This is a genomic window from Bradyrhizobium sp. DN3 (assembly GCF_041357655.1).
Lineage (GTDB): Bacteria > Pseudomonadota > Alphaproteobacteria > Rhizobiales > Xanthobacteraceae > Bradyrhizobium.
The window spans coordinates 12,957-33,272 of the sequence record NZ_JAULLN010000049.1; the positions used below are offsets into that span (position 1 = coordinate 12,957).

A 20,316-nucleotide genomic window follows, 5' to 3' on the forward strand; every position below is an offset into this window, starting at 1 on the left:
TGGGTCCCGGCCTGCGCCGGGACGACAGCGGAGTGTTTGGCTAGCGACGGAGTGTTTGGCTAGGGCTGCGGCACCCGATACGCCGCGACCTGCGCTTTCAGCTCATCCAGCGATGCCGTCGGCTTCTTCGGATCCACCCGATACTTCCCACTCGCAAGCCACTTCAACACCTTCGCATCGATCACCGGCGAGTGGTGGATGACGTCGCTGTAATTACCGAGATCGTGCGTCACGGCCTTGATCGCGCGGAAATCATGGAGGCGCACGTTGGGAAGCTGGGTCAGGGCTTCCGCAATGCGTGCGGCGAGATCGGTGACGATCTCTAGCGTTTCCGGTGATGCATCGCGCATGGCGACGAATTGCAGGATCGAATAGGGCGGGAAGTAGATGTCGAAGGTCACGTCCGGATGGCGCGTGATGAGACCGACCGCATCGCGCTCGAAATGCCGCACCATGGCATCGTAACCATAGCCTTCACCGAGGAAACGGCTGCGCGCGGGAGCGGTGATATAGGCGAAGGCGGCAAGCGTCTTCTGCGCATTGTAGCCGCTCGCGACGTCGAAATCCCGCGGCAGCGCGTAGATGTCGTCGACGTCGGGCAGCGCAAACCTGAGGGGGAGATAAGGCGCCGCCCGGGTCAGCGGCTCTCGCAATGGCGGGACCGACCGCAGCAATGTGAACACGGATTCCTTGGCCATCGCGGCGCTGAACAGATAGGACGCGATCCCCTTGGCCGTGCTGCGATAGAGATCGACGGACAGATAGGGATCCGTCTCGATGTCCGCGGCATCGATAAAGATGAAATCGTCCATCGCCCAGATCACCCGCCTTGCGCCGCGGTCGATGGCCTGCTCCAGCACAAAAGCCTGCTGACGCGAATTGGAGCCGGTCATCGCCAGCTTGAGCGAATGAACGCCGAGCGCACGATCGATGTCGCTCTGGCGAAAATGGATCGCGAGCGAGGTGCCCATGAAAGCGGTGTCGAACGACTGACTGCGGATCAGCCCGGCATTCTGCACGCGCGTGTCCTCGGAATAGAAGGCGGTGAGACGCGAGGGGCGGAACAGTTGCAGGGGATCGACGACATAGGTGAGCGCCGCCGCACCCAGAACGCAGGCGATGCTCGCGAGCAGAAGACGGCCCAGATGTGTGAACGGCGCGTGCATCAGAACCGGAAATAGATTAATTCGCTGTGGCTCTGGATGCCCAAGATCCCGAAGGCGAGCACCAGCGACGCGCCATAGAGAACCAGTGGCCGCATCCGCCCTGCCCGCAAGGCCTCGCCGACCCTGCGGTTGGCGTGATCGTAGCCCATGATGCTTTGCGTGTTCGGCGCCAGCCATACCAGCGCGGCGTAGATGGCGACCAGCACCAACGCCGCGATCTCCTCGCGGCCGAAGACGATATTCGAGGGATCAGCCATCGCGTGAAGCACGCGCAGCGCCCAGGCGACGCTTTCGGCGCGGAAGAATACCCAGGCGACGACCACCGCGAGAAACGTCAGCACGGCCCCGGCGATGCGGACCGGCCGCGCAAGAAGCGACGGAACGTTCGGCACCAGCGCGTTGAAAGCGTGATTGATGCAGAGATAGGCGCCGTGCAGCGCACCCCACACCACGAAGGTCCAGGCCGCGCCGTGCCAGAGACCACCGAGCAGCATCGTGATCATCAGATTGACGTAGCGCAGCACGCGGCCTCTGCGATTGCCGCCGAGCGGGATGTAGAGATAGTCGCGCAGGAATTGCGACAAGGTCATGTGCCAGCGCCGCCAGAACTCGACGATGCTGATGGCCTTGTAGGGCGAGTTGAAATTGACGGGCAGGAAGATGCCGAACATCAGCGAGATCCCGATCGCCATGTCCGAATAACCGGAGAAGTCGAAATAGAGCTGGAACGTGTAGGCGAGCACACCACACCAGGCCTGGTCGAAGCTCGGCGAGCGCGCCTCGAAGGCGAGCGCGACCAGCGACTGGATGCCGTCGGCAAGGCAGGTCTTCTTGAACAGGCCGATGGCGAAGATGATGATCCCGCACAGGATCAGATGCGCGTCCGGAAACTTGCTCTCCTTCCGCGCGAATTGCGGAATCATGTCCTTGTGGTGGAGGATGGGTCCTGCGATCAGATGCGGGAAATAGGTCACGAACAGCGCGTAGTGCGGCAGCGCATAGGCCGCGACCTGCCCGCGATAGGCATCGACCAGGAACGCAATCTGGGTGAAGGTGTAGAAGGAGATGCCGACCGGCAGCAGGATGTGGACCGCGAGATGCGTGCCGGCCAGCGCATTGATGTTCTCGGTGACGAAGCCGGCATATTTGAAGATCCCGAGCACGAGGAGGTCGCCGATGACGCCACAAGCGAGCGCTGCCTTTCGTTGCGGCGGGGTGAGCTTCGCCACGATGAGGAGATGGCCGACGCCATAGTTGAAGGCGATCGAGATCAGCAACAGGGCCAGGAATTGCCAGCTGCCGATCGCATAGAAGGTGATCGAGGCCAGTGCCAGCCAGATCACCGGGGCCAGATTGCTGCGCCGCCCGAGCCAGAAATAGCCGCCCAGCACGGCTGGCAGGAACAACAAGATGAACGGATAGGAATTGAACAGCATCAGGCTGGACCGGCGGCGGGATATCGTTCCTCAAAGCACACAAGCGGCCCAGCAACAACCCGGCGACTTGGCGCAGCGGCGCTGGCAATTCGAGGAATCGGGACGATATAAGGTGATGCATCTTCTCCCTCTCCCCGTTCTTACGGGGAGAGGGTTGGGGTGAGGGGCTCCTTCCGCAGGGCCGGTAGCAGCGGGACTCGCGGAGAGCCCCCTCACCCGGATTCCCGCATCCGCCTTCGCCAAGGCTTCGGCGGACAAGCGCGGGGAGAGGTGAAGAAGTAGCGCCGCATGGACACGAATGAGGATCGAGTGACACAAGCCAAAACACCTTCCCAGCCGCCCATCGCCCCGCGCCGGCCGCATTCCTTCACGCGGCACGGGATCACCGTGACCGACGACTATGCCTGGCTGAAGGACGAGAAGTGGCAGGAGGTGCTGCGCCATCCCACGGTGCTCGATCCCGACATCCGCAAATATCTGGATGAAGAGAACGTCTACACCGAGAGCTTGCTCGGCCACACCGCTCCCCTCCAGAAGACGCTGGTGCGCGAGATGCGGGGGCGGATCAAGGAGGACGATTCCAGCGTACCCTCGCCCGACGGTCCCTTCGCCTATTTCCGCCGGTTTCGCGAGGGCGGGCAGCACGAGCTGTTCGGCCGCATGCCGCGCGACGGCGGCGACGGCCATATCGTGCTCGACGGCGATGCGCTCGCCAAGGACCACAAATACTTCAAGTTCGGCGGTAGCCGCCACTCGCACGATCACAAGCTGCAGGCCTGGAGCGCCGATACCAAGGGCTCCGAATATTTCACCATCCGCGTGCGCGACTGGGCTACGGCCAAGGACCTTGACGATCTCGTCGAGGAGACCGACGGCGGCATGGTCTGGGCCGCGGACTGCAAGAGCTTCTTCTATGTGAAGCTCGATGACAATCACCGGCCGATGCAGGTGTGGCGGCACAGGCTCGGCACCAAGCAGGCGGACGATACGCTCGTCTATGAGGAGCAGGATGCCGGCTGGTTCACCCACCTGCACGAGAGCACCAGCGGCCGCTTCTGCGTGATCGCTGGCGGCGACCACGAAACCTCGGAGCAGCGGCTGATCGATCTCGCAAACCCCGAGGCGCCGCCGCGCCTGGTCGCAGCGCGCGAAGAGGGCGTGCAATATTCGCTGGCCGACCGCGGCGACGAACTGTTCATCCTCACCAATGTCGACGATGCCATCGACTTCAAGATCGTCACGGCGCCGCTTCGCTCGCCCGAGCGCAAGAACTGGCGCGACCTGATCCCGTATCGTCCCGGCATCTACATCATCGACCTCGACCTCTATGCCGGCCATCTGGTGCGGCTCGAGCGCGCCAATGCGCTGCCGGCGATCGTGATCCGCGATCTTGCCTCGATCGAGGAACATGCGATCGCTTTTGACGAGGCCGCCTATTCGCTGGATACGATGGGCTCCTACGAGTTCGAGACGACCAATTTGCGCTTTGCCTATTCGTCGATGACGACGCCGTCGGAGGTCTATGATTACGACATGGTCAAGCGCACGCGCACCTTGCGCAAGCGCCAGGAGATTCCGTCCGGGCACGATGCCGCCGACTACGTCACCACGCGCATCATGGCAAAGGCGCATGACGGCGCCGAGGTGCCGGTGTCGATCCTCTATCGCCGTGGGCTGAAGCTCGACGGCTCGGCGCCGCTCTTGCTCTACGGCTACGGCTCCTACGGCATGGCGATGCCGGCTTCGTTCAGCGCCAACCGGCTGTCGCTGGTCGACCGCGGCTTCGTCTATGCCATCGCTCATATCCGTGGCGGCGCCGACAAGGGCTGGGGCTGGTATCTCGACGGCAAGCGCGAGAAGAAGACCAATTCGTTCGACGATTTTGCCGCCAGCGCCCGGGCGCTGATCGCAGCGAAATACACCAGCGCCAAGCGCATCGTCGGCCATGGCGGCTCGGCCGGCGGCATGCTGATGGGCGCGGTCGCCAATCGCGCCGGCGAATTGTTCGCGGGAATCGTGGCTGAAGTGCCATTCGTCGACGTGCTCAACACCATGCTCGACGACACGCTGCCGCTGACGCCGCCGGAATGGCCGGAATGGGGCAATCCGATCGAGAGCGAGAAGGATTTTCGTACCATCCTGTCCTACTCACCCTACGACAATGTCGCGGCGAAGGACTATCCGGCTATCCTCGCGATGGGCGGATTGACGGATCCGCGCGTCACCTATTGGGAGCCCGCCAAATGGATCGCACGCCTGCGCGCAACCATGCGCGACGGCGGCCCGGTTCTGCTCCGCACCAACATGGGCGCCGGCCATGGTGGTGCCTCGGGGCGATTTGAGCGGCTCGATGAAGTCGCGATCGTCTATGCGTTCGCGCTGTGGGCGGCGGGGATGACGGAGGCTGGGGTGTAGCGTCGCCGGTGGGCAACGGCGCTGCGTGTTGGCTCGCGCGGATACCTCCACATCGTCGTCCCGGCGAAGGCCGGGACCCATACCGCGTGATCTATCGACAGAGTGCAGCCAGCAGTACCGACGAAGACCTCTTAACTACTAATCGTCGCCAAACCACTCCCTGTGGTTATGGGTCCCGGCCTTCGCCGGGACGACATAGAGTGTGAGGCACGACCGCGCCTCACACCGCGCCATGCGCTTCGACATAGAGCGCGTAGACCGAATGGCTGCTGGCCATGTACAGCCGGTTGTTCTTCGGCCCGCCGAAGCAGAGGTTGGCGCAGCGTTCCGGCAGCTTGATGAAGGCGAGCGGCTTGCCTTCGGGGTTGAACACCATGACGCCGTCGAGATCGTCCGGCCTTCCCCTGAGCTGGAACACCTTGCGGCCGCCGATTTCGGTCGGCTCGGATTGCAGCGCGCCGTTCGAGCCCCAGCCGCACCAGAGATTGCCGTCGCGATCGACGCGAAAGCCGTCGAGCGAGCCCTGATCGGCGGCGTCGATCAGCTTGGTCTTACCGCTCAGGCTGCCGTCGTCGCCGACATTGTAGCTCCAGATGCTGCGGTTTGGCGTGCCCTTCCACTCGACAATGTAGAGCTTCTTCTCGTCCGGCGAGAAGGCGAGGCCATTGGGATTGACGAGGTCGGTGAGGACGGCGCTGAGCTTGCCGTCCTTGGCGATGCGATAGACATTGGTGCTGGCCTGCTCGGCCTTCTCCTTCTTGCCCTCCCACTCGCCGTTGATGCCGAACAGCGGATCGGTGAACCAGATGCTGTCGTCGGACTTCACCACGATATCGTTCGGCGCGTTCAGCCGCTTGCCCTCGAACATGTCGGCGAGCACGGTGATCTTGCCGTCCTTCTCGGTGCGGGTGATGCGGCGGGTGACCGAATGCTCGCAGGTGACGAGGCGGCCCTGACGGTCGCGCGCATTGCCGTTGGCGTAATTGGCATCGGCGCGGAACACGCTGGTCTGGCCGGTCTTCTCGTCGAACTTCATGATCCGGTTGTTGGGGATGTCGGAGAACAAGAGATAGCCGCCCTCGGGAAAATAAGCCGGGCCTTCAGCCCAGCGCATCCCGGTTGCAACCTGCTCGACCGTCGAGGAATAGAGTCGGTATTTTGTGAAGCTGGGATCGAGGATCTGGACGGCCGGGTCCGGGTAGCGCTGATTGGGCGTGAACGCGAACGACTGGGCGCCGGCAGCGCGGGCGAGAAACGTGGATGCCACTGCTGCGCCGGCCGCCATCAGATTGCGTCGCGTGAAATTCATTGTAATCCTCCCTGCTTGATAAAAGGCCGGCACTTGATGCGGCCGGCCTGTTTCTTGACGTGATTTGCTCTCGGCTTAGCGGCCGTTCTTCTTGCGCCATTCGGCAAAGTCGGTGAGCGCCTGCGGATCGGTCGCGGGATATAGGCCGAAGATACCGCGGCCCTTGCCGACTTCCTCCGTGACGAAGTCCTCGAACGCCGTCATCTCGAAGGTTTCGTTTGCGATCTCATCTGCCAGGTGCGCGGGGATCACGATGACGCCGTCGGCATCACCGAGGATGACATCGCCGGGGAACACCGGCGCATCGCCGCAGCCGATCGGGACGTTGATCTCGATCGCCTGGTGCAGCGTGAGGTTGGTCGGCGCGCTCGGGCGGTGGTGAAAGGCGGGGAAGCCGAGCTTGGCGATCTCCGCGGAATCGCGAAAGCCGCCGTCAGTGACGACGCCGGCGACGCCACGCTTCATCAAGCGCGTCACCAGGATCGCGCCGGCCGAGGCCGCGCGCGCGTCCTTGCGGCTGTCCATCACCAGCACGCTGCCTGCCGGGCAATCCTCGATCGCCTTGCGCTGCGGATGCGAGCGGTCCTTGAAGACCTCGATGGTGTTGAGATCTTCGCGTGCCGGCATGTAGCGCAGCGTGAAGGCCTCGCCGACCATGGTCGGCTGGTCGGGGCTTAGGGGATGCACATCCTGGATCATCTGGATGCGCAGCCCGCGCTTGAACAGCGCGGTGGCGACGGTAGCGGTGGAGACGGATTTGAGCTTGTTGCGGGTGGCTTCGCTGAGTTTGGACATGTCGTGCTCTCTAGTAAATCGACGGCTCGCCGATCGGCGCGCCGAAATCGGTCTCCAGGAAGTCGAAGTCGCAGCCGTCATTGGCCTGCTTGATGTGTTTGGTGAACATCCAGCCATAGCCCCGCTCGAAGCGGCGCTCGGGCTGCTTCCAGGCGGCGCGGCGCTTGTCGAGCTCGGCTTCGCTCACGTCGAGATTGATGGTGCGCGCGGCGACGTCGAGCGTGATGCGATCGCCGTTCTGCACCAGCGCCAGCGGACCGCCGATATAGGACTCGGGCGAGACGTGCAGGATGCAGGCGCCATAGCTGGTACCGCTCATGCGCGCATCCGAGATGCGCACCATGTCGCGCACGCCCTGCTTCACGAGCTTGGTCGGGATCGGCAGCATGCCCCATTCCGGCATGCCCGGCCCGCCCTGCGGCCCGGCATTGCGCAGAATGAGGATATGATCTTCGGTGACATCGAGATTGGGATCGTCGACCGCCTTCTTCATCGCGGGATAATCGTCGAACACCAGCGCCGGCCCGGTATGCTTGAGGAAGCGTGGCGCGCAAGCGGAAGGCTTGATGACGCAGCCGTCGGGCGCGAGATTGCCCTTGAGCACCGCAAGCGCGCCTTCCTTGTAGATGGGATTGTCGACGGAGCGGATCACGTCGGCATTGTGCACTTCGGCGTGCGCGATGTTCTCAGCCAGAGTCTTGCCGGTGACGGTGATGCAGTCGAGATGCAGATGCGGCTTGATCTGGCTCATCAGCGCCGGCAGGCCGCCGGCATAGAAGAAATCCTCCATCAAATACGTATCGCCGCTCGGCCGCACGTTGGCGATCACGGGCACCTTGCGGCTGGCCTTCTCGAAATCGTCGAGGCCGATGTCCTGGCCGGCGCGGCGGGCCTGCGCGATCAGATGGATGATCGCGTTGGTCGAGCAGCCCATCGCCATCGCCACCGCGATCGCGTTCTCGAACGCTTGGCGGGTCTGAATCGTCTTCGGCGTCAGATCCTCCCACACCATCTCGACGATGCGGCGGCCGCATTCGGAGGCCATGCGGATGTGGTTGGCGTCGGCGGCGGGAATCGAGGACGCGCCCGGCAGCGTCATGCCGATCGCCTCGGCGATCGCAGTCATGGTCGAGGCCGTGCCCATGGTCATGCAGGTGCCGTAGCTACGGGCGATGCCGGCCTCGATGTCGAGCCAGTCCTTGTCGGAGATTTTTCCGGCGCGGCGCTCGTCCCAATATTTCCAGCCGTCAGAGCCGGAGCCCAGCGTCTTGCCCTTCCAGTTGCCGCGCAGCATGGGACCGGCCGGCAGATAGATCGCCGGAATGTTCATCGAGGTGGCGCCGAGTAGCAGCGCCGGCGTGGTCTTGTCGCAGCCGCCCATCAGCACCACGCCATCGACGGGATGGCTGCGCAACAATTCTTCGGCGTCCATCGCCAGCAGATTGCGGTAGAGCATGGTGGTGGGCTTGAGCAGCGATTCCGACAGCGACAATGCCGGCAGCTCCAGCGGCAGGCCGCCGGCCATCAGGATGCCGCGCTTGACGTCATCGACGCGCGACTTGAAGTGCATGTGGCAGGGCTGCGCATCCGACCAGGTGTTGAGGATCGCGATGATCGGGCGGTCCTTCCACTCCTCCGGCGCGTAGCCCATCTGCATGGTGCGGGAGCGGTGACCGAACGAGCGAAGGTCGTCGGGTGCGAACCAGCGCGCGCTGCGGAGCTGGTCGGGCGTTTTCTTCTTGTTCTTTGTCATGATTGGGTGCCCCATTTCTGGACGGTGTTCCGCTCGATGGCGCGGAAGATCAGGTTCTCGACAAAGAGCCCGATGATGATCACGGTCAAGAGGCCAGCGAAGACGGCAGGTATGTCGAGCAGATTGCGGTTCTCGAAGATGAACCAGCCGAGACCGCCCTGGCCCGAGGACACGCCGAACACCAACTCGGCCGCGATCAGCGTGCGCCAGGCGAAAGCCCAGCCGATCTTGAGGCCGGTGAGGATCGAGCCGAAGGCCGCGGGGATGAGGATCTTCGCCACATAAGGCAATCCGCGCAGGCCGTAATTGCGGCCGACCATGCGCAGCGTATTGGACACGCTCTTGAAGCCGGAATGGGTGTTGAGCGCGACCGGCCACAGCACCGAATGGATCAGCACGAAGACCAGGCTGCCATTGCCGAGGCCGAACCAGATCAGCGCCAGCGGCAACAGCGCGATCGCCGGCAACGGGTTGAACATCGCCGTGACGGTCTCGAGGAAGTCGGTGCCGATCCGCGTCGAGATCGCGAGCACGGTGAAGATCGCGGCCAGCACGATGCCGGCCGAATAGCCCATGAACAGCACCTTCAGCGAGGTCCAGGCCCGCATCGGAATGGTGCCGTCCTTGACGCGATCGAACAGCGTCACGAAGGTGTCGTGCAGTGTCGGAAACAGCAGGGGATTGTCGAGGTAGACCCCGTACGCTTCCCAGACCGCCGCGAGAAACAGGATGATGACCGACTTGCGGACAAAGCCGTCGTTCCACAGCAGCTCAAGCACACCCAACTTGCGCTCGACCTCGCCTGCACCTCCCGTGCTGGCAACCGGCGCGTCACGCAGCAAGATTCTGGCTTCGCCCATGGCGGCTCCCTTAGTGCGCTACAGCTTCGGAGGCGAACAGGAGATCGTGGATCTCCTTCTCCAGCCGGCCGGCGCTGCCATCCTCATTCGAAACCTTGTCGACGTCGATCACCTCGGCCTTGACGCGGCCGGGATGCGGCGACAGCAGCAGGATGCGGTTGCCGATGCGGATCGCCTCCGCGATCGAATGGGTCACGAACAGCACGGTGAATTTGGTCTCGCTCCAGAGCTGGAGCAGCTCATCCTGACAGGTCCGCCGCGTCAGCGCGTCGAGCGCGGCGAACGGCTCGTCCATGAGCAGGATGTCCGGCTCCATCGCCATGCCGCGCGCGATCGCGACGCGCTGCTTCATGCCGCCTGAGAGCGTGTGCGGATAGGCATCGACCACGCGGGTGAGGCCGACCTTTTCGATATAGGCGCGCGCCTTCGCCTCGGCGTCCTTGCGCGACAGCTTTCGCGCGGTGAGCAGCGGGAACATCACATTGGCGAGCACACTCTTCCAGGGCAGGAGCTGGTCGAACTCCTGGAAGATCATCATGCGGTCGGCGCCGGGCCCGTGGATCTCGCGATCGCCAATGGTCATGCGGCCTTCGCTCGGGCTCATGTAGCCGCCGACGGCCTTGAGCAGGGTTGACTTGCCGCAGCCGGAGGGACCGAGCAGCACGAAGCGGTCGGACCGGTCGACGGTGAAGCTCACTTTTTCCGTGGCGGTGACGACGGCGCTGGAGGTCTTGTAGCGCAGCGTCACCGAGCTGACGTCGAGCAGCGCCATCAGTTGCCCTTCAGATCGTGCGCGACGGGGAGATAGTAATCCGTCCAGGCCTTGGGCTGATTCTTCAGCGTTCCGGTCTTGTAGAGATGGGCGGCGAATTTCATCGTGCCCTGCGGCTCTAGATTCCACTCCATCATGCCGGGCTCCTTCAGGAGATCGAGCAGCTCTTCCACCGACGTCTTGTCGCCGGTGATCTCCTTGTAGATCTCGACCGCCTGCTTGGTGTCGCTGCGGATCAGATCCTGCGCTTCCTTGGTGGCGTCGCGCACGGCCTGGATGATCTTTGGATTGGCGTCAGCAAACTTCGTCGTGGTGAAGAATTGCGCCTGGCTGAGCGGGCCGCCCATCACGTCGGGCGACGACAGCACCACGTGCGCGCCCGGCACGTTCTTCAACTCCAGGAAGGTGAAGGGCGGAATCGAGAAGTGGTTGTGCACCTCGTGCTTCGGGTTGGACAGCGCCGCATAGGCGTCGGGGTGACCGAGCTGCACGGTGTTGGCATCCAGCTTCGACCATTGGTCGGCACCAAAAGCCTCGGCGGCTGCGATCTGCAGCACGATCGCCTGGGTCGAGACCTTCACGGTCGGCACCGCGATCTTGTCGCCGGGGCCGAAATCCCTGATCGACTTGGTGTTGGCGTCGCGGCTGATCAGCGTCATCGGCTGCGCCGAGGTGGCGACGATGCCCTTCACGCCGCCGCGGGTGCGATCCCATAGCAGCAGCAGATTGCCGGTGCCGGTGTTGAGGATGTCGACGCCGCCGGCGAGCAGCGCGTCGGTCTGCGCCCCGCCGCCTGAGAAGGTGATCCATTTGGTGGTGACGCCGGATACGCCGAGGGAAGCCGCGTGCTTCTCGATCAGCTTCCGCTTCTCCATGATGTGGCTCGGCATGTAGAAGATGCCGGGCTGGCGCGACAGCGCGATCTCGGATTTCTGCTGCGCCTTGGCCGGCGAGGCCGCCAGGGCCGTCGCGGCGATCAGGGCGATGGCTGCGAGCCCGTTCTGCAATTGCTTCATCATTGTTGTTCGTTTCCTCCGGCCGTCATTGACGCGCGACCCAACTGATGCACTAATGCATTAGTGCATCAAAGGCAAGCCTGCCGGAACCATCGCCATGGAATCAGCCCATACCGCACCCCGCGCGCCCGCGCGGCTCGACCGCGCCCGGCAGGCGGCGCCGCAGGTGTTCGAGCGGCTGCGCAACGCGATTCTTGCGCTCGAGCTGCCGCCGGGCGCGCCGCTGTCGCGCACCGATCTCGCCATGCAATTCGGCGTCAGTTCGACGCCGATCCGCGACGCCCTGATGCGGCTGGAGGAAGAAGGGCTCGTCGACGTGTTTCCGCAGCACGCCACCGTGGTCAGCCGCGTCGATGTCGGCCGCGCCGAGCAGGCCCATTTCCTGCGCCAAGCGCTGGAACTCGAAATCGTCCGGCTGCTCGCGGAAAGGCATGACGCGGCCCTGGTCATCCGCCTCGACCACGCGATCGCGCTCCAGCAGCAATTCGCCAAGGCCGGAGATTTCGAGAGCTTCATCGCCGGCGACAACGATTTTCACGCGCAGCTTTATGCCGCGGCCGGCAAGCAGGAACTCTGGACGCTGGTGCGCAGCCGCAGCGGACATATCGACCGGCTGCGCCGGCTGCATTTGCCCTCACCCGGCAAGGCCCAGAACATCGTCCGTCACCACAGACTGATCACGCGCGCGATCGAGGCCGGAGATGCCGAGGCCGCGCAACAGCATCTGCGCAAGCATCTGTCGGGCACGCTGAGCGAGCTGGACAAGATCCGAAGCCGCTATCCCGAGTACCTGACCGACTAAGAGGGAACCCGAGCTGTTTCGGTTTATGCACGGGAGCGTGCATATAGCGTGAGCAAGGCTCGGTAATCTCGACCGGACGGTGGCGCTCGCGAAGTGCTTGCGGGCCGGGCGGAATCCGCGCAACAATTTCGTCTTTGATGGCTTGATTTGCGGTCGCTGGGGCATCCCCATCCGACCCCGGAGGATCTCAGACGTGGCCAACATCCTGATCGTGGATGACGACCCGGCCGTGCAGATCACGATCCGGCTGCTCCTGGAGCGGGCCGGTCATCACGTCACCGTCGCCGGCGATGGCCACAAGGGGCTTGCCCTGTGCCAGGCCAGCCCGTTCGACCTGTTGTTTCTCGATATTTTCATGCCCGGCATGGACGGGCTGGAGACGATGCGCCACATCCGGGCGCTGGCCCCGGCCATCCCGATCATCGTCATTTCCGGCCGTTCGGCCGCGCCGGACGCCCATGCGGAGCCAAATTTCCTGAAGATGGCAACCAAGCTCGGCGCGGTGGCAAGCCTGCAAAAGCCGTTCCGACCAGGCGCACTGCTCGCGGCGGTCGATGGCTGCCTGGGCACGGCCCAGGCAGCATCGCTGGGGAATCCGGATGTCAGCACCGGCCACCGATGACAAGGACCCTCATTCCTTTCCAGGCCAGAACAGGCGTGGCCATTCGGGAACCGGTGCGAATATCCCCATGACGCTCGCAACGCGGCTTGCCATCACGATGACCTTGCTGGTGGCGGTGACCGTGGCCGCAGTCGGATGGTTGGGCTATCGCAACACCACCCAGGCCGTCATTCCGCGGGTACTGGAACGCGTCGAAGCCCAGTCACGGCTGCTGGCGACCAATCTCGAATCCTACGTCGCCGGCGCGCGCGGCGATCTGCTCGGCTACCGCTCTGCCGCAGCCATCAACGGCCTGATCCGCGCTCACATCGGTGGAGGCATCGACGCATCCGACGGTGTGTCGGAGCAAACCTGGCGCGAGCGCATCGCAGCGCGGCTCGCAGCCGAGATCGACGCCAAACCCAGTTACGGGCAATTTCGCATCATCGGTCTCGACGACGACCAGCGCGAGCTGGTCCGCGTCGATCGCTCCGGCCCGAATGGAAAGGCGCGGATCGCTCCCAACGACGAACTCGAGCGCAAGAGCGAACGGAGCTACTTTCAGGAGACGATCCGACTGGCGCCGGGCGAGATCTACGTGTCCGCCATCGATCTCGCCACCCGCCAGGGGGGAACCACGACCTCCCACATTCCGACGTTACGCGTTGCAACCCCGCTGTTCACGGCGGACGGCAGGCCATTCGGCATCATCATCGCCAATATCGACATGCGACCGGCGCTCGACCGCGTCCGCTCCACCGTGACCTCGGGCGGAGAGATCTATGTCGTGAATTCGCGCGGCGACTATCTCGTCCATCCCGATCGCACGCGGGAATTCGGCGCATGGCATGATCGTCCCAACGACTGGCGCAAGGATTTTCCCTATTTTGCGGCCTCGGCCGGGACGCTGGAAGGATCCACGCGGCTCATGACCGACGGGTCGGGCCGGCCGAGCGGGGCGGCGATTGCGCCGGCGCTGCTCGTGGGCAAGGACTGGGTTGCGATCATCGAGACGATTCCCTCGCCGGTGTTCGGCCTCGTGCCCGCAGCGATTCAACGAACGTCCTTGCTCGTCGGCGTGCTTGCCGTGCTCGCTGCGGCTTTACTCGCGGTGCTCCTGGCGCGCTCATTGACGCGCCCGATCGGCCGCCTGACCAAGGCGGTGCAGGCCATCGGCAGCGGACGTCCGGCGGATATACCCGTCGATGCCAGCGGCGAGACCGGCGTGCTGGCACGGGCCTTTGCCCAGATGGTCGAGGAAACCCGGGCGAAAACGGCCGCACTCCAACGCGAGATCGAGGAGCATCGCCGCACCGAGGCAGCTCGAAGCCATCATGCGGCGCGCGAGCGCCTGTTCAGCGCCGCAGTGGAATCGTCCGACGATGCGATCGTGATGCAGTCGCTCGAAGCCATCATCACGGGCTGGAATCCGGCTGCCGAACGCCTCTACGGCTATTCGGCGGACGAGGCGATCGGGAAATCCACCGCCATCATCGTACCCGCCGACCGCCGCGAGCAGGGCAAGAACATCTTGCGGCGGATCGCGGCAGGCGAGCCGATCGAACGCTTCGAGACGGTGCGCCTGCGCAAGGACGGCACGCCGGTCGAGATCTCGCTCAGCCTCTCGCCGATCAGGGGCCCGTCGGGCGAGATCGTCGGTGCCTCCGGATCTGCGCGCAGCCTCACTGAGGCGCGGCGGGCCGAGCGGGCGCTGCAGCAGCAGCTCGAAGAGCGCCGGCAGATCTTCGAGACGTCGCAGGACCTGATCATGGTCGTGGACGCGCGCGGCCATGTCGTGCAGATCAGCCCGAGCAGCGAGACCATTCTCGGCTACCGGCCGGAGGAGATGATCGGCCGCAGCGGCGCCGACTTCGTTCATCCCGACCATCTGGAGCAGTCCCGCGAAAACATGCGCGCGATGCGGCTCGGCGAGCGGCCAAAGCTCGCTGATACGCGCTGCTTCCACAAGAACGGACACATGGTCTGGCTGTCCTGGCTCGGCAACTGGTCCGAGCCGGCGCAGCGGTTCTTCTTCGTCGGGCGCGACATGACAGAGGCGCGGCTCGCGCAGGAATCGCTGCGCGAGAGCGAGCGGCTTGCCCGCAAGATCGTCGAGACCTCGCTCGACGCCTTCGTGCAGACCGACGAGACCGGCAGCATCCTGAACTGGAATTCGCAAGCCGAGCGGCTGTTCGGCTGGCGCCGCGACGAGGTGCTGGGCAAGAACACGATCGATCTCATCGTCGCCGAAAGCGAACGCGAGAGGGTTAGGGCCGGCCTAACGCAGTTCCTCGCAAACGAAGACGACAAGACGCTGAACCGCCGTCGCGAGCTGATGTGCCGCCGCCGCGACGGCAAGGAGTTCAAGGCTGAGCTGAGCGTCACCGCGCTGAAGCGCCGCGAGGGCCTGCTGTTCAACGTCTTCTACCGCGACCTCACCGACAAGATCGCGGCTGAGGAGCGCATCCGCCATGCCGAGAAGATGGAGGCGGTCGGCCAGCTCACCGGCGGCGTGGCGCATGATTTCAACAACATCCTCACCGTCATCACCGGAACCATCGAGATCCTTGCGGAGGCGGTCGAGAAGGAGCCGCAGCTTGCGGCCATCACCAAGATGATCGACGAGGCGGCCGCGCGCGGCGCCGATCTGACCCAGCACCTGCTTGCCTTCGCGCGCAAGCAGCCGCTGCAGCCGCGCGAGATTGACATCAACTCGCTGATCATCGACACCGCGAAACTGCTGCGGCCGACGCTGGGCGAACAGATCCAGATCGAATCGGTGTTCGAGGATGAGAGCTGCGTCGCGATTGTCGATCCCAACCAGCTCACCACCGCGATCCTCAACCTCGCACTCAATGCCCGCGACGCCATGCCGAACGGCGGCAAGCTGATCGTGGAGACAGGCACCGCCTATCTCGACGAGGTCTATGCCAGCGCCAACGACGTGCCGCCGGGGCACTACGTGCTGATTGCCGTGAGCGACACCGGCACCGGAATCCCCGCGAACATGCTGGCCAGGGTGTTCGATCCCTTCTTCACCTCGAAGGGCCCGGGCAAGGGCACCGGACTCGGGCTTTCGATGGTCTACGGCTTCATCAAGCAGTCCGCAGGGCACATCAAGATCTACAGCGAGGAAGGCCACGGCACCACGATCAAGATGTACCTGCCGCCGGGCAAGACGCCGACGGCGGTCGGCGAGGGCGTGACGGCGGCGGCGATCGAGGGCGGACACGAGACAATCCTGGTGGTCGAGGACGACCGGCTGGTGCGTGACTACGTGCTGGCTCAGCTGCATTCGCTGGGATACGTCACCTTGCAGGCCGCGAACGCCGCGGAGGCGCTCGCGATCGTCGCCGCCGGCAAGCGGTTCGACCTCCTGTTCACCGACGTCATCATGCCCGGCAAGATGAACGGACGTCAGCTCGCCGACGAGATCCAGAAGACCCGCCCCGATCTCAGGGTGGTCTATACGTCCGGCTATACCGAGAATGCGATCATCCATCACGGCCGGCTGGATTCGGGGGTTCTGCTGCTGGCCAAGCCCTATCGAAAATCGGATCTGGCGCGGATCATCCGCAAGGCGTTGCAGGGATGAGCGCAGGCCTTTTAGGCAGGCCTTTCATAGCTGGTCGCGTGTAGCCCGGATGGAGCGCAGCGCAATCCGGGAAGTCTCTTGCTGCGTGCACCGGTTCCGGATTTCGCTGGCGCTCCATCCGGGCTACAAAGGCTCGCCGATCGATTCTACGACGCGCGCTGGGCCGCGGTCATCACGATGCGGATCAGGTCGGCGGCATTGCGCGCGCCGAGCTTCTTCATGATGTTGGCGCGGTGGTCCTCGATGGTGCGCGGGCTGATGCCGAGCGTGCGGCCGGCTTCCTTGTTGGATGCGCCGGAGGCGAACTGCTCGAGCACCTCGCGCTCCCTGCGCGTCAACGGCTCACGTCCGGGGAAATGCAGCGAGCCGAATTTCGGCGACGCATTCTCCGCCTGCCGGCGCGCATAGGCGCCGATCGCCTCGTCGAGCCGGCCGACGATCTCGCTGCCGCGGAACGGCTTCTCGATGAAGTCGAGCGCACCGCTCTTGATCGCCCCGACCGCCATCGCAATGTCGCCCTGCCCGGAGATCATGAAGATCGGCGCCGGATAGTCCTCGCCGTGCAGTTCCTTGAGAATGTCAAGGCCCGACTTTCCGGGAATATGCACGTCGAGCAGGATCGCAGCCGGTGTGCGGTTCCGCGCCACGGAGAGCAGCGCTGCGCCGTCCGCAAAACAGATCACCTCATAGCCCGCCGCCTTCAACACCATCGACAAGGTGTCGCGAACGGCAGGGTCGTCGTCGACCACGAAGATTTCACCGCGAGAGCTTTGTTCGGCCATGTGCCACATCCAGTTGGCATGAAGGACTCGCGTCCGCGCCAACCGTTATGGCGTTCGGCGCGGATTCGGCCCACCCGTATTTGTACGGGACATAGACTTAACGCACAAGTAGCGGCATGGCGCCTAATTGCGGGAGACGGAGAATATCCATGCTAAATTTAGCCGATACACCGCAGTTGCTCGCAACGCCCGAAGTCGAGAGCCGTGAGCTGATTGCAGCTGACCTTCGCTTGCTGATCGCACAGATCGAGACCAGCATGCGCCGGATCGCCGCAGCCATGGATCAAGAACACGGCAATGATGCGGAAAGTTCCGCGGACGTCCTCATCCTCGACGACGTCACGCCCCAGTACGCCACCGCGAGCGCCGCCCTCGGCGCCTGCCGGGCGGGCCTTCGCCACGCCCTGCAATGTCTGTCGGAATCCAGCAACGCGTAGGATCGCGATCAGCGCGTCGGCGCGGCGGCACATCCGATCGCATGGCAGCTCCGCAGCTAAAGCGCGACGAGATGAATCGTCATCGCGCTTCAGGCTGTTGTTTGAGCATGATCTTTTCGGAACCGCTGCGCACTGTGCGCTAGCGCGGCCATTCGGGTCCGGATCAAGCTTTTAGGCGCGGTGCCGTTCCACGATCGCGTCGGTGGCCACACCACCCCAGGTGTGGATTGCCGGCAGGCCCATCGCGGTCTTGCCGAGATTGGCGAGGCTGATGCGCAGGGCCGCCAGATCCAGCGGCTTCGGCAGGCTCTGGAGCTCGATCCCGACGGAACGGGCGAAGCTGCGGGCGGCACTGCGGCGCTTGCCGTCCATGCCGCTGATGACGATCACCGCGCCGGCGAATTTCGCGTCCTTCATCTCGCGCAGCACATCGATGCCGTCGCCATCCTCCAGCACGAGATCGAGCGTCACGCAGTCGAAGCGCGCGGCGCGGAGCTTCTCGATCGCTTCCGCCACCGAGGGCGCCACGGTGACTTCGTGGCCGGCCTGCTTGGCGGCGACCGTGATCAGGCTGCGCTGCGTGGCGTCGTCATCGACCACCAGGAGCTGAAGCGCACGCCGCTCGGCGACGTCGGGCAGGTTTGACGAGACGGGGGAGAGAGAGCTTCTGGGCATTGCCGGTATTCCTGAGATTGAGACCAGCAATGGTTACACGGCTCGCGCTTAGACGACGTAAAGCGGCTATGGCAAATTGGCTCTGATGTTTCAGTAAATATAAAGCAACGTGGCGGAAAGTGCGGCGGCAGCCACGCGCCGATCAGGCCGCTGCGTCATGGCCGCCGGTCGCGCCGCGCTTCTTCCGGTTCTTGCCGCGCAGGAATTGGATATCCATCTCGGCGCCGTTGACCCGTACCAGCTCGCAGCGGCGGTAGGCGAGGCCGGTTGAGGACAGCAGCAGAAAGAACTCTTTCAGGTTCAGCCCCTGGATCGAGCCTTCCACCGTGAGGATGGCATCGGTGTCGGAGATCGCGTTGAGCTTGCAGTCGCGCCGCCAAGTGCCGTCGATCGCCATGATGCAGACGTCATAGCCGCGGCTGAACGTCACGCGCTCCGCACCTTTTCCATCCTCGGCCATGCTTACCGTCCTGCCATCGCCGCCAGGCGCGGGGCCGCGCCGACGAGAGCCGGCTTGGCTGCCGCCGCGCGCGGATCGTTCGGCTTGTAGAGGCCGCGCCGCTCCGCAATCGGCCTGAACGTGTCCGTCAATCCGACCACGGTTTCGGCCGCGCCCAGCACCAGGAAGCCGTCGGGCTCGATCTGGCGCGCCAGGCGATTGAAGATGTTGATTTTGGTGTCCTGGTCGAAATAGATCAGCACGTTGCGGCAAAAGATCACGTCGAAGGTGCCGAGCTGGGCAAAATCGTGCAGCAAATTGAGCTGCCGATGCTGGATCATCGCCCGCAATTCGGGATTAATCTGCCAGGTCTCGCCGGTCTGCTTGAAATATTTGACCAGCATCTGGATCGGCAGGCCACGCTGCACCTCGAACTGGCTGTAGACCCCGGCCTTGGCCTTTTCCAGCACCTCCTGCGACAGGTCGGTCGCGATGATCTCGATGCGCCAGCCGGTGAGGGCCGCGCCCATCTCCTTCAGGCACATCGCCAGCGAATAGGGCTCCTGCCCGGTCGAGCCGGCGGCGCACCAGATGCGCACGCTGCGGCGGCCGGCGCGCGCCTTGATGATCTCGGGCATGATCGTGTCGCGGAAATGTTCGAACGGCACCTTGTCGCGAAAGAAGAAGGTCTCGTTGGTGGTCATGGCTTCGACCACGTCGGTGATCAGCGGGCGCGAGCCAGCCTGCAGCTTCTGCACAAGCTCGGCGATGCCGGAGAGCCCGGTCTTGCGGGCGAGCGGCAGCAGGCGGCTTTCGATCAGATATTGCTTGTCTGCGGACAGGTCGAGACCGGAATTATCCTTTAGGAACTTGCGCAGATACTCGTACTCGGTCGGGGTCACGGATGGCCTCTTCGAAACTGTACTGGAACACTCTGGCCCAAACACTTTGGGCCAGACACACTCAGACCATGGTTTGTCCGACCGGGATCAACCCAACTTCAGCGAATTTGTCGGCGATAATGTCCTTGTCGAAGGGCTTCATGATGTATTCGTTGGCGCCGCCGCTGAGCGCCTGGGCGATATGAGCCACGTTGTTCTCGGTGGTGCAGAACACCACCTTGGGCTGGTCGCCGCCGGGCAGGCGACGCATGTGGCCCATGAATTCGAAGCCGTCCATCACGGGCATGTTCCAGTCGAGCAGCACCGCATCGGGCAGCTTGCGCTGGCAGATTTCGAGCGCCTTCGAGCCGTCCTCGGCCTCGGTGACTTCGAACTCCAGGCCTTCCAGGATCCGGCGCGCGATCTTGCGCACGACGCTGGAATCATCGACCACCAAACACGTTTTCATTTTGGTTCTCCGGTTTCGATGTTTCGGTTGGCTCACGCAGCCATTTGCACTTTGGTTTCGAGCTCGAGGACGCGATCGACGTCGAGGACGACCATGAGCTGGCCGTCGAGGCG

General features: G+C 64.0%; 18 protein-coding genes and 1 pseudogene. 5 read left to right on the top strand and 14 right to left on the bottom strand.

From position 1 onward, the window contains the following. Nucleotides 1-59: 59 nt before the first annotated feature. Both AAE027_RS37610 and AAE027_RS37615 read right to left on the bottom strand, forming a co-directional pair. On the bottom strand, nt 60-1,166 hold the full coding sequence (locus AAE027_RS37610; protein WP_370990902.1) for a hypothetical protein: 1,107 nt from the start codon (nt 1,164-1,166) through the stop codon (nt 60-62). Further along, nucleotides 1,166-2,602 carry an MBOAT family O-acyltransferase gene (locus tag AAE027_RS37615; RefSeq protein WP_370990903.1) on the bottom strand — a complete coding sequence of 479 codons (1,437 nt, stop codon included), beginning with the start codon at nt 2,600-2,602 and terminating at the stop codon, nt 1,166-1,168. The genes AAE027_RS37610 and AAE027_RS37615 overlap by 1 nt, the downstream gene beginning before the upstream one ends. A gap of 309 nt (nt 2,603-2,911) precedes the next feature. Between AAE027_RS37615 and AAE027_RS37620 the strand changes: the two genes are divergently transcribed. After that, entirely contained in the window at nt 2,912-5,017 is a 2,106-nt protein-coding gene (locus AAE027_RS37620; protein WP_370990904.1) for a S9 family peptidase, read from the top strand. Between the two features lie 220 nt (nt 5,018-5,237). On the opposite strand, the gene AAE027_RS37625 is transcribed toward AAE027_RS37620, so the two are convergent. From AAE027_RS37625 to AAE027_RS37650, 6 genes are all read right to left on the bottom strand, one after another. Next, nucleotides 5,238-6,326 carry an SMP-30/gluconolactonase/LRE family protein gene (locus tag AAE027_RS37625; RefSeq protein WP_370990905.1) on the bottom strand — a complete coding sequence of 363 codons (1,089 nt, stop codon included), beginning with the start codon at nt 6,324-6,326 and terminating at the stop codon, nt 5,238-5,240. Between the two features lie 75 nt (nt 6,327-6,401). Further along, complete coding sequence (locus AAE027_RS37630) at nt 6,402-7,121, bottom strand: ribonuclease activity regulator RraA (RefSeq protein ID WP_370990906.1); 720 nt, start codon at nt 7,119-7,121, stop codon at nt 6,402-6,404. A 10-nt stretch (nt 7,122-7,131) separates the two neighbouring features. Beyond that, nucleotides 7,132-8,874, bottom strand: a complete 1,743-nt coding sequence (gene araD / locus AAE027_RS37635) for an L-arabinonate dehydratase (protein ID WP_370990907.1) — start codon at nt 8,872-8,874, stop codon at nt 7,132-7,134. Then, nucleotides 8,871-9,734, bottom strand: coding sequence for an ABC transporter permease (locus tag AAE027_RS37640; protein ID WP_370990908.1), 864 nt, complete (start codon nt 9,732-9,734; stop codon nt 8,871-8,873). The genes araD and AAE027_RS37640 overlap by 4 nt, the downstream gene beginning before the upstream one ends. Before the next feature lie 10 nt (nt 9,735-9,744). Beyond that, entirely contained in the window at nt 9,745-10,506 is a 762-nt protein-coding gene (locus AAE027_RS37645; protein ID WP_370990909.1) for an ABC transporter ATP-binding protein, read from the bottom strand. Next, on the bottom strand, nt 10,506-11,525 hold the full coding sequence (locus AAE027_RS37650) for an ABC transporter substrate-binding protein (protein WP_370990910.1): 1,020 nt from the start codon (nt 11,523-11,525) through the stop codon (nt 10,506-10,508). The genes AAE027_RS37645 and AAE027_RS37650 overlap by 1 nt, the downstream gene beginning before the upstream one ends. A gap of 94 nt (nt 11,526-11,619) precedes the next feature. On the opposite strand from AAE027_RS37650, the gene AAE027_RS37655 reads away from it, so the two are divergent. The 3 genes from AAE027_RS37655 (at nt 11,620) to AAE027_RS37665 (ending at nt 16,520) form a co-directional block, all read left to right on the top strand. Continuing rightward, nucleotides 11,620-12,324 carry a GntR family transcriptional regulator gene (locus AAE027_RS37655; RefSeq protein ID WP_370990911.1) on the top strand — a complete coding sequence of 235 codons (705 nt, stop codon included), beginning with the start codon at nt 11,620-11,622 and terminating at the stop codon, nt 12,322-12,324. 193 nt (nt 12,325-12,517) lie between these two features. Further along, entirely contained in the window at nt 12,518-12,946 is a 429-nt protein-coding gene (locus AAE027_RS37660; RefSeq protein WP_370990912.1) for a response regulator, read from the top strand. Continuing rightward, the gene (locus AAE027_RS37665) at nt 12,924-16,520 is read left to right on the top strand and encodes a PAS domain S-box protein (RefSeq protein ID WP_370990913.1); all 3,597 of its coding nucleotides are present in this window, start codon (nt 12,924-12,926) and stop codon (nt 16,518-16,520) included. Before AAE027_RS37660 ends, AAE027_RS37665 begins: the two co-directional genes overlap by 23 nt. Nucleotides 16,521-16,666: 146 nt before the next feature. Here AAE027_RS37665 and AAE027_RS37670 read toward each other — a convergent pair whose 3' ends face one another. Further along, nucleotides 16,667-17,302, bottom strand: coding sequence for a response regulator transcription factor (locus tag AAE027_RS37670; protein WP_091897867.1), 636 nt, complete (start codon nt 17,300-17,302; stop codon nt 16,667-16,669). Nucleotides 17,303-17,451: 149 nt separating this feature from the next. Between AAE027_RS37670 and AAE027_RS37675 the strand changes: the two genes are divergently transcribed. After that, on the top strand, nt 17,452-17,739 hold the full coding sequence (locus tag AAE027_RS37675) for a hypothetical protein (protein ID WP_370990914.1): 288 nt from the start codon (nt 17,452-17,454) through the stop codon (nt 17,737-17,739). Between the two features lie 171 nt (nt 17,740-17,910). Here the strand turns inward: AAE027_RS37675 and AAE027_RS37680 are convergent, their stop codons facing one another. From AAE027_RS37680 to AAE027_RS37700, 5 genes and pseudogenes are all read right to left on the bottom strand, one after another. After that, nucleotides 17,911-18,414: a response regulator gene (locus AAE027_RS37680; protein WP_091897863.1), complete on the bottom strand. Its 504-nt coding sequence runs from the start codon at nt 18,412-18,414 to the stop codon at nt 17,911-17,913. 142 nt (nt 18,415-18,556) lie between these two features. Then, nucleotides 18,557-18,874, bottom strand: coding sequence for a pilus assembly protein PilZ (locus tag AAE027_RS37685; protein WP_091897861.1), 318 nt, complete (start codon nt 18,872-18,874; stop codon nt 18,557-18,559). 2 nt (nt 18,875-18,876) lie between these two features. Further along, nucleotides 18,877-19,755 carry a CheR family methyltransferase gene (locus AAE027_RS37690; protein WP_091897859.1) on the bottom strand — a complete coding sequence of 293 codons (879 nt, stop codon included), beginning with the start codon at nt 19,753-19,755 and terminating at the stop codon, nt 18,877-18,879. A gap of 61 nt (nt 19,756-19,816) precedes the next feature. Further along, a complete protein-coding gene (locus AAE027_RS37695; RefSeq protein ID WP_091897857.1) occupies nt 19,817-20,203 on the bottom strand; it encodes a response regulator in 387 nt (128 codons plus the stop codon). Between the two features lie 32 nt (nt 20,204-20,235). Beyond that, nucleotides 20,236-20,316, bottom strand: a pseudogene (locus AAE027_RS37700) (chemotaxis protein CheW); the annotation flags it as partial.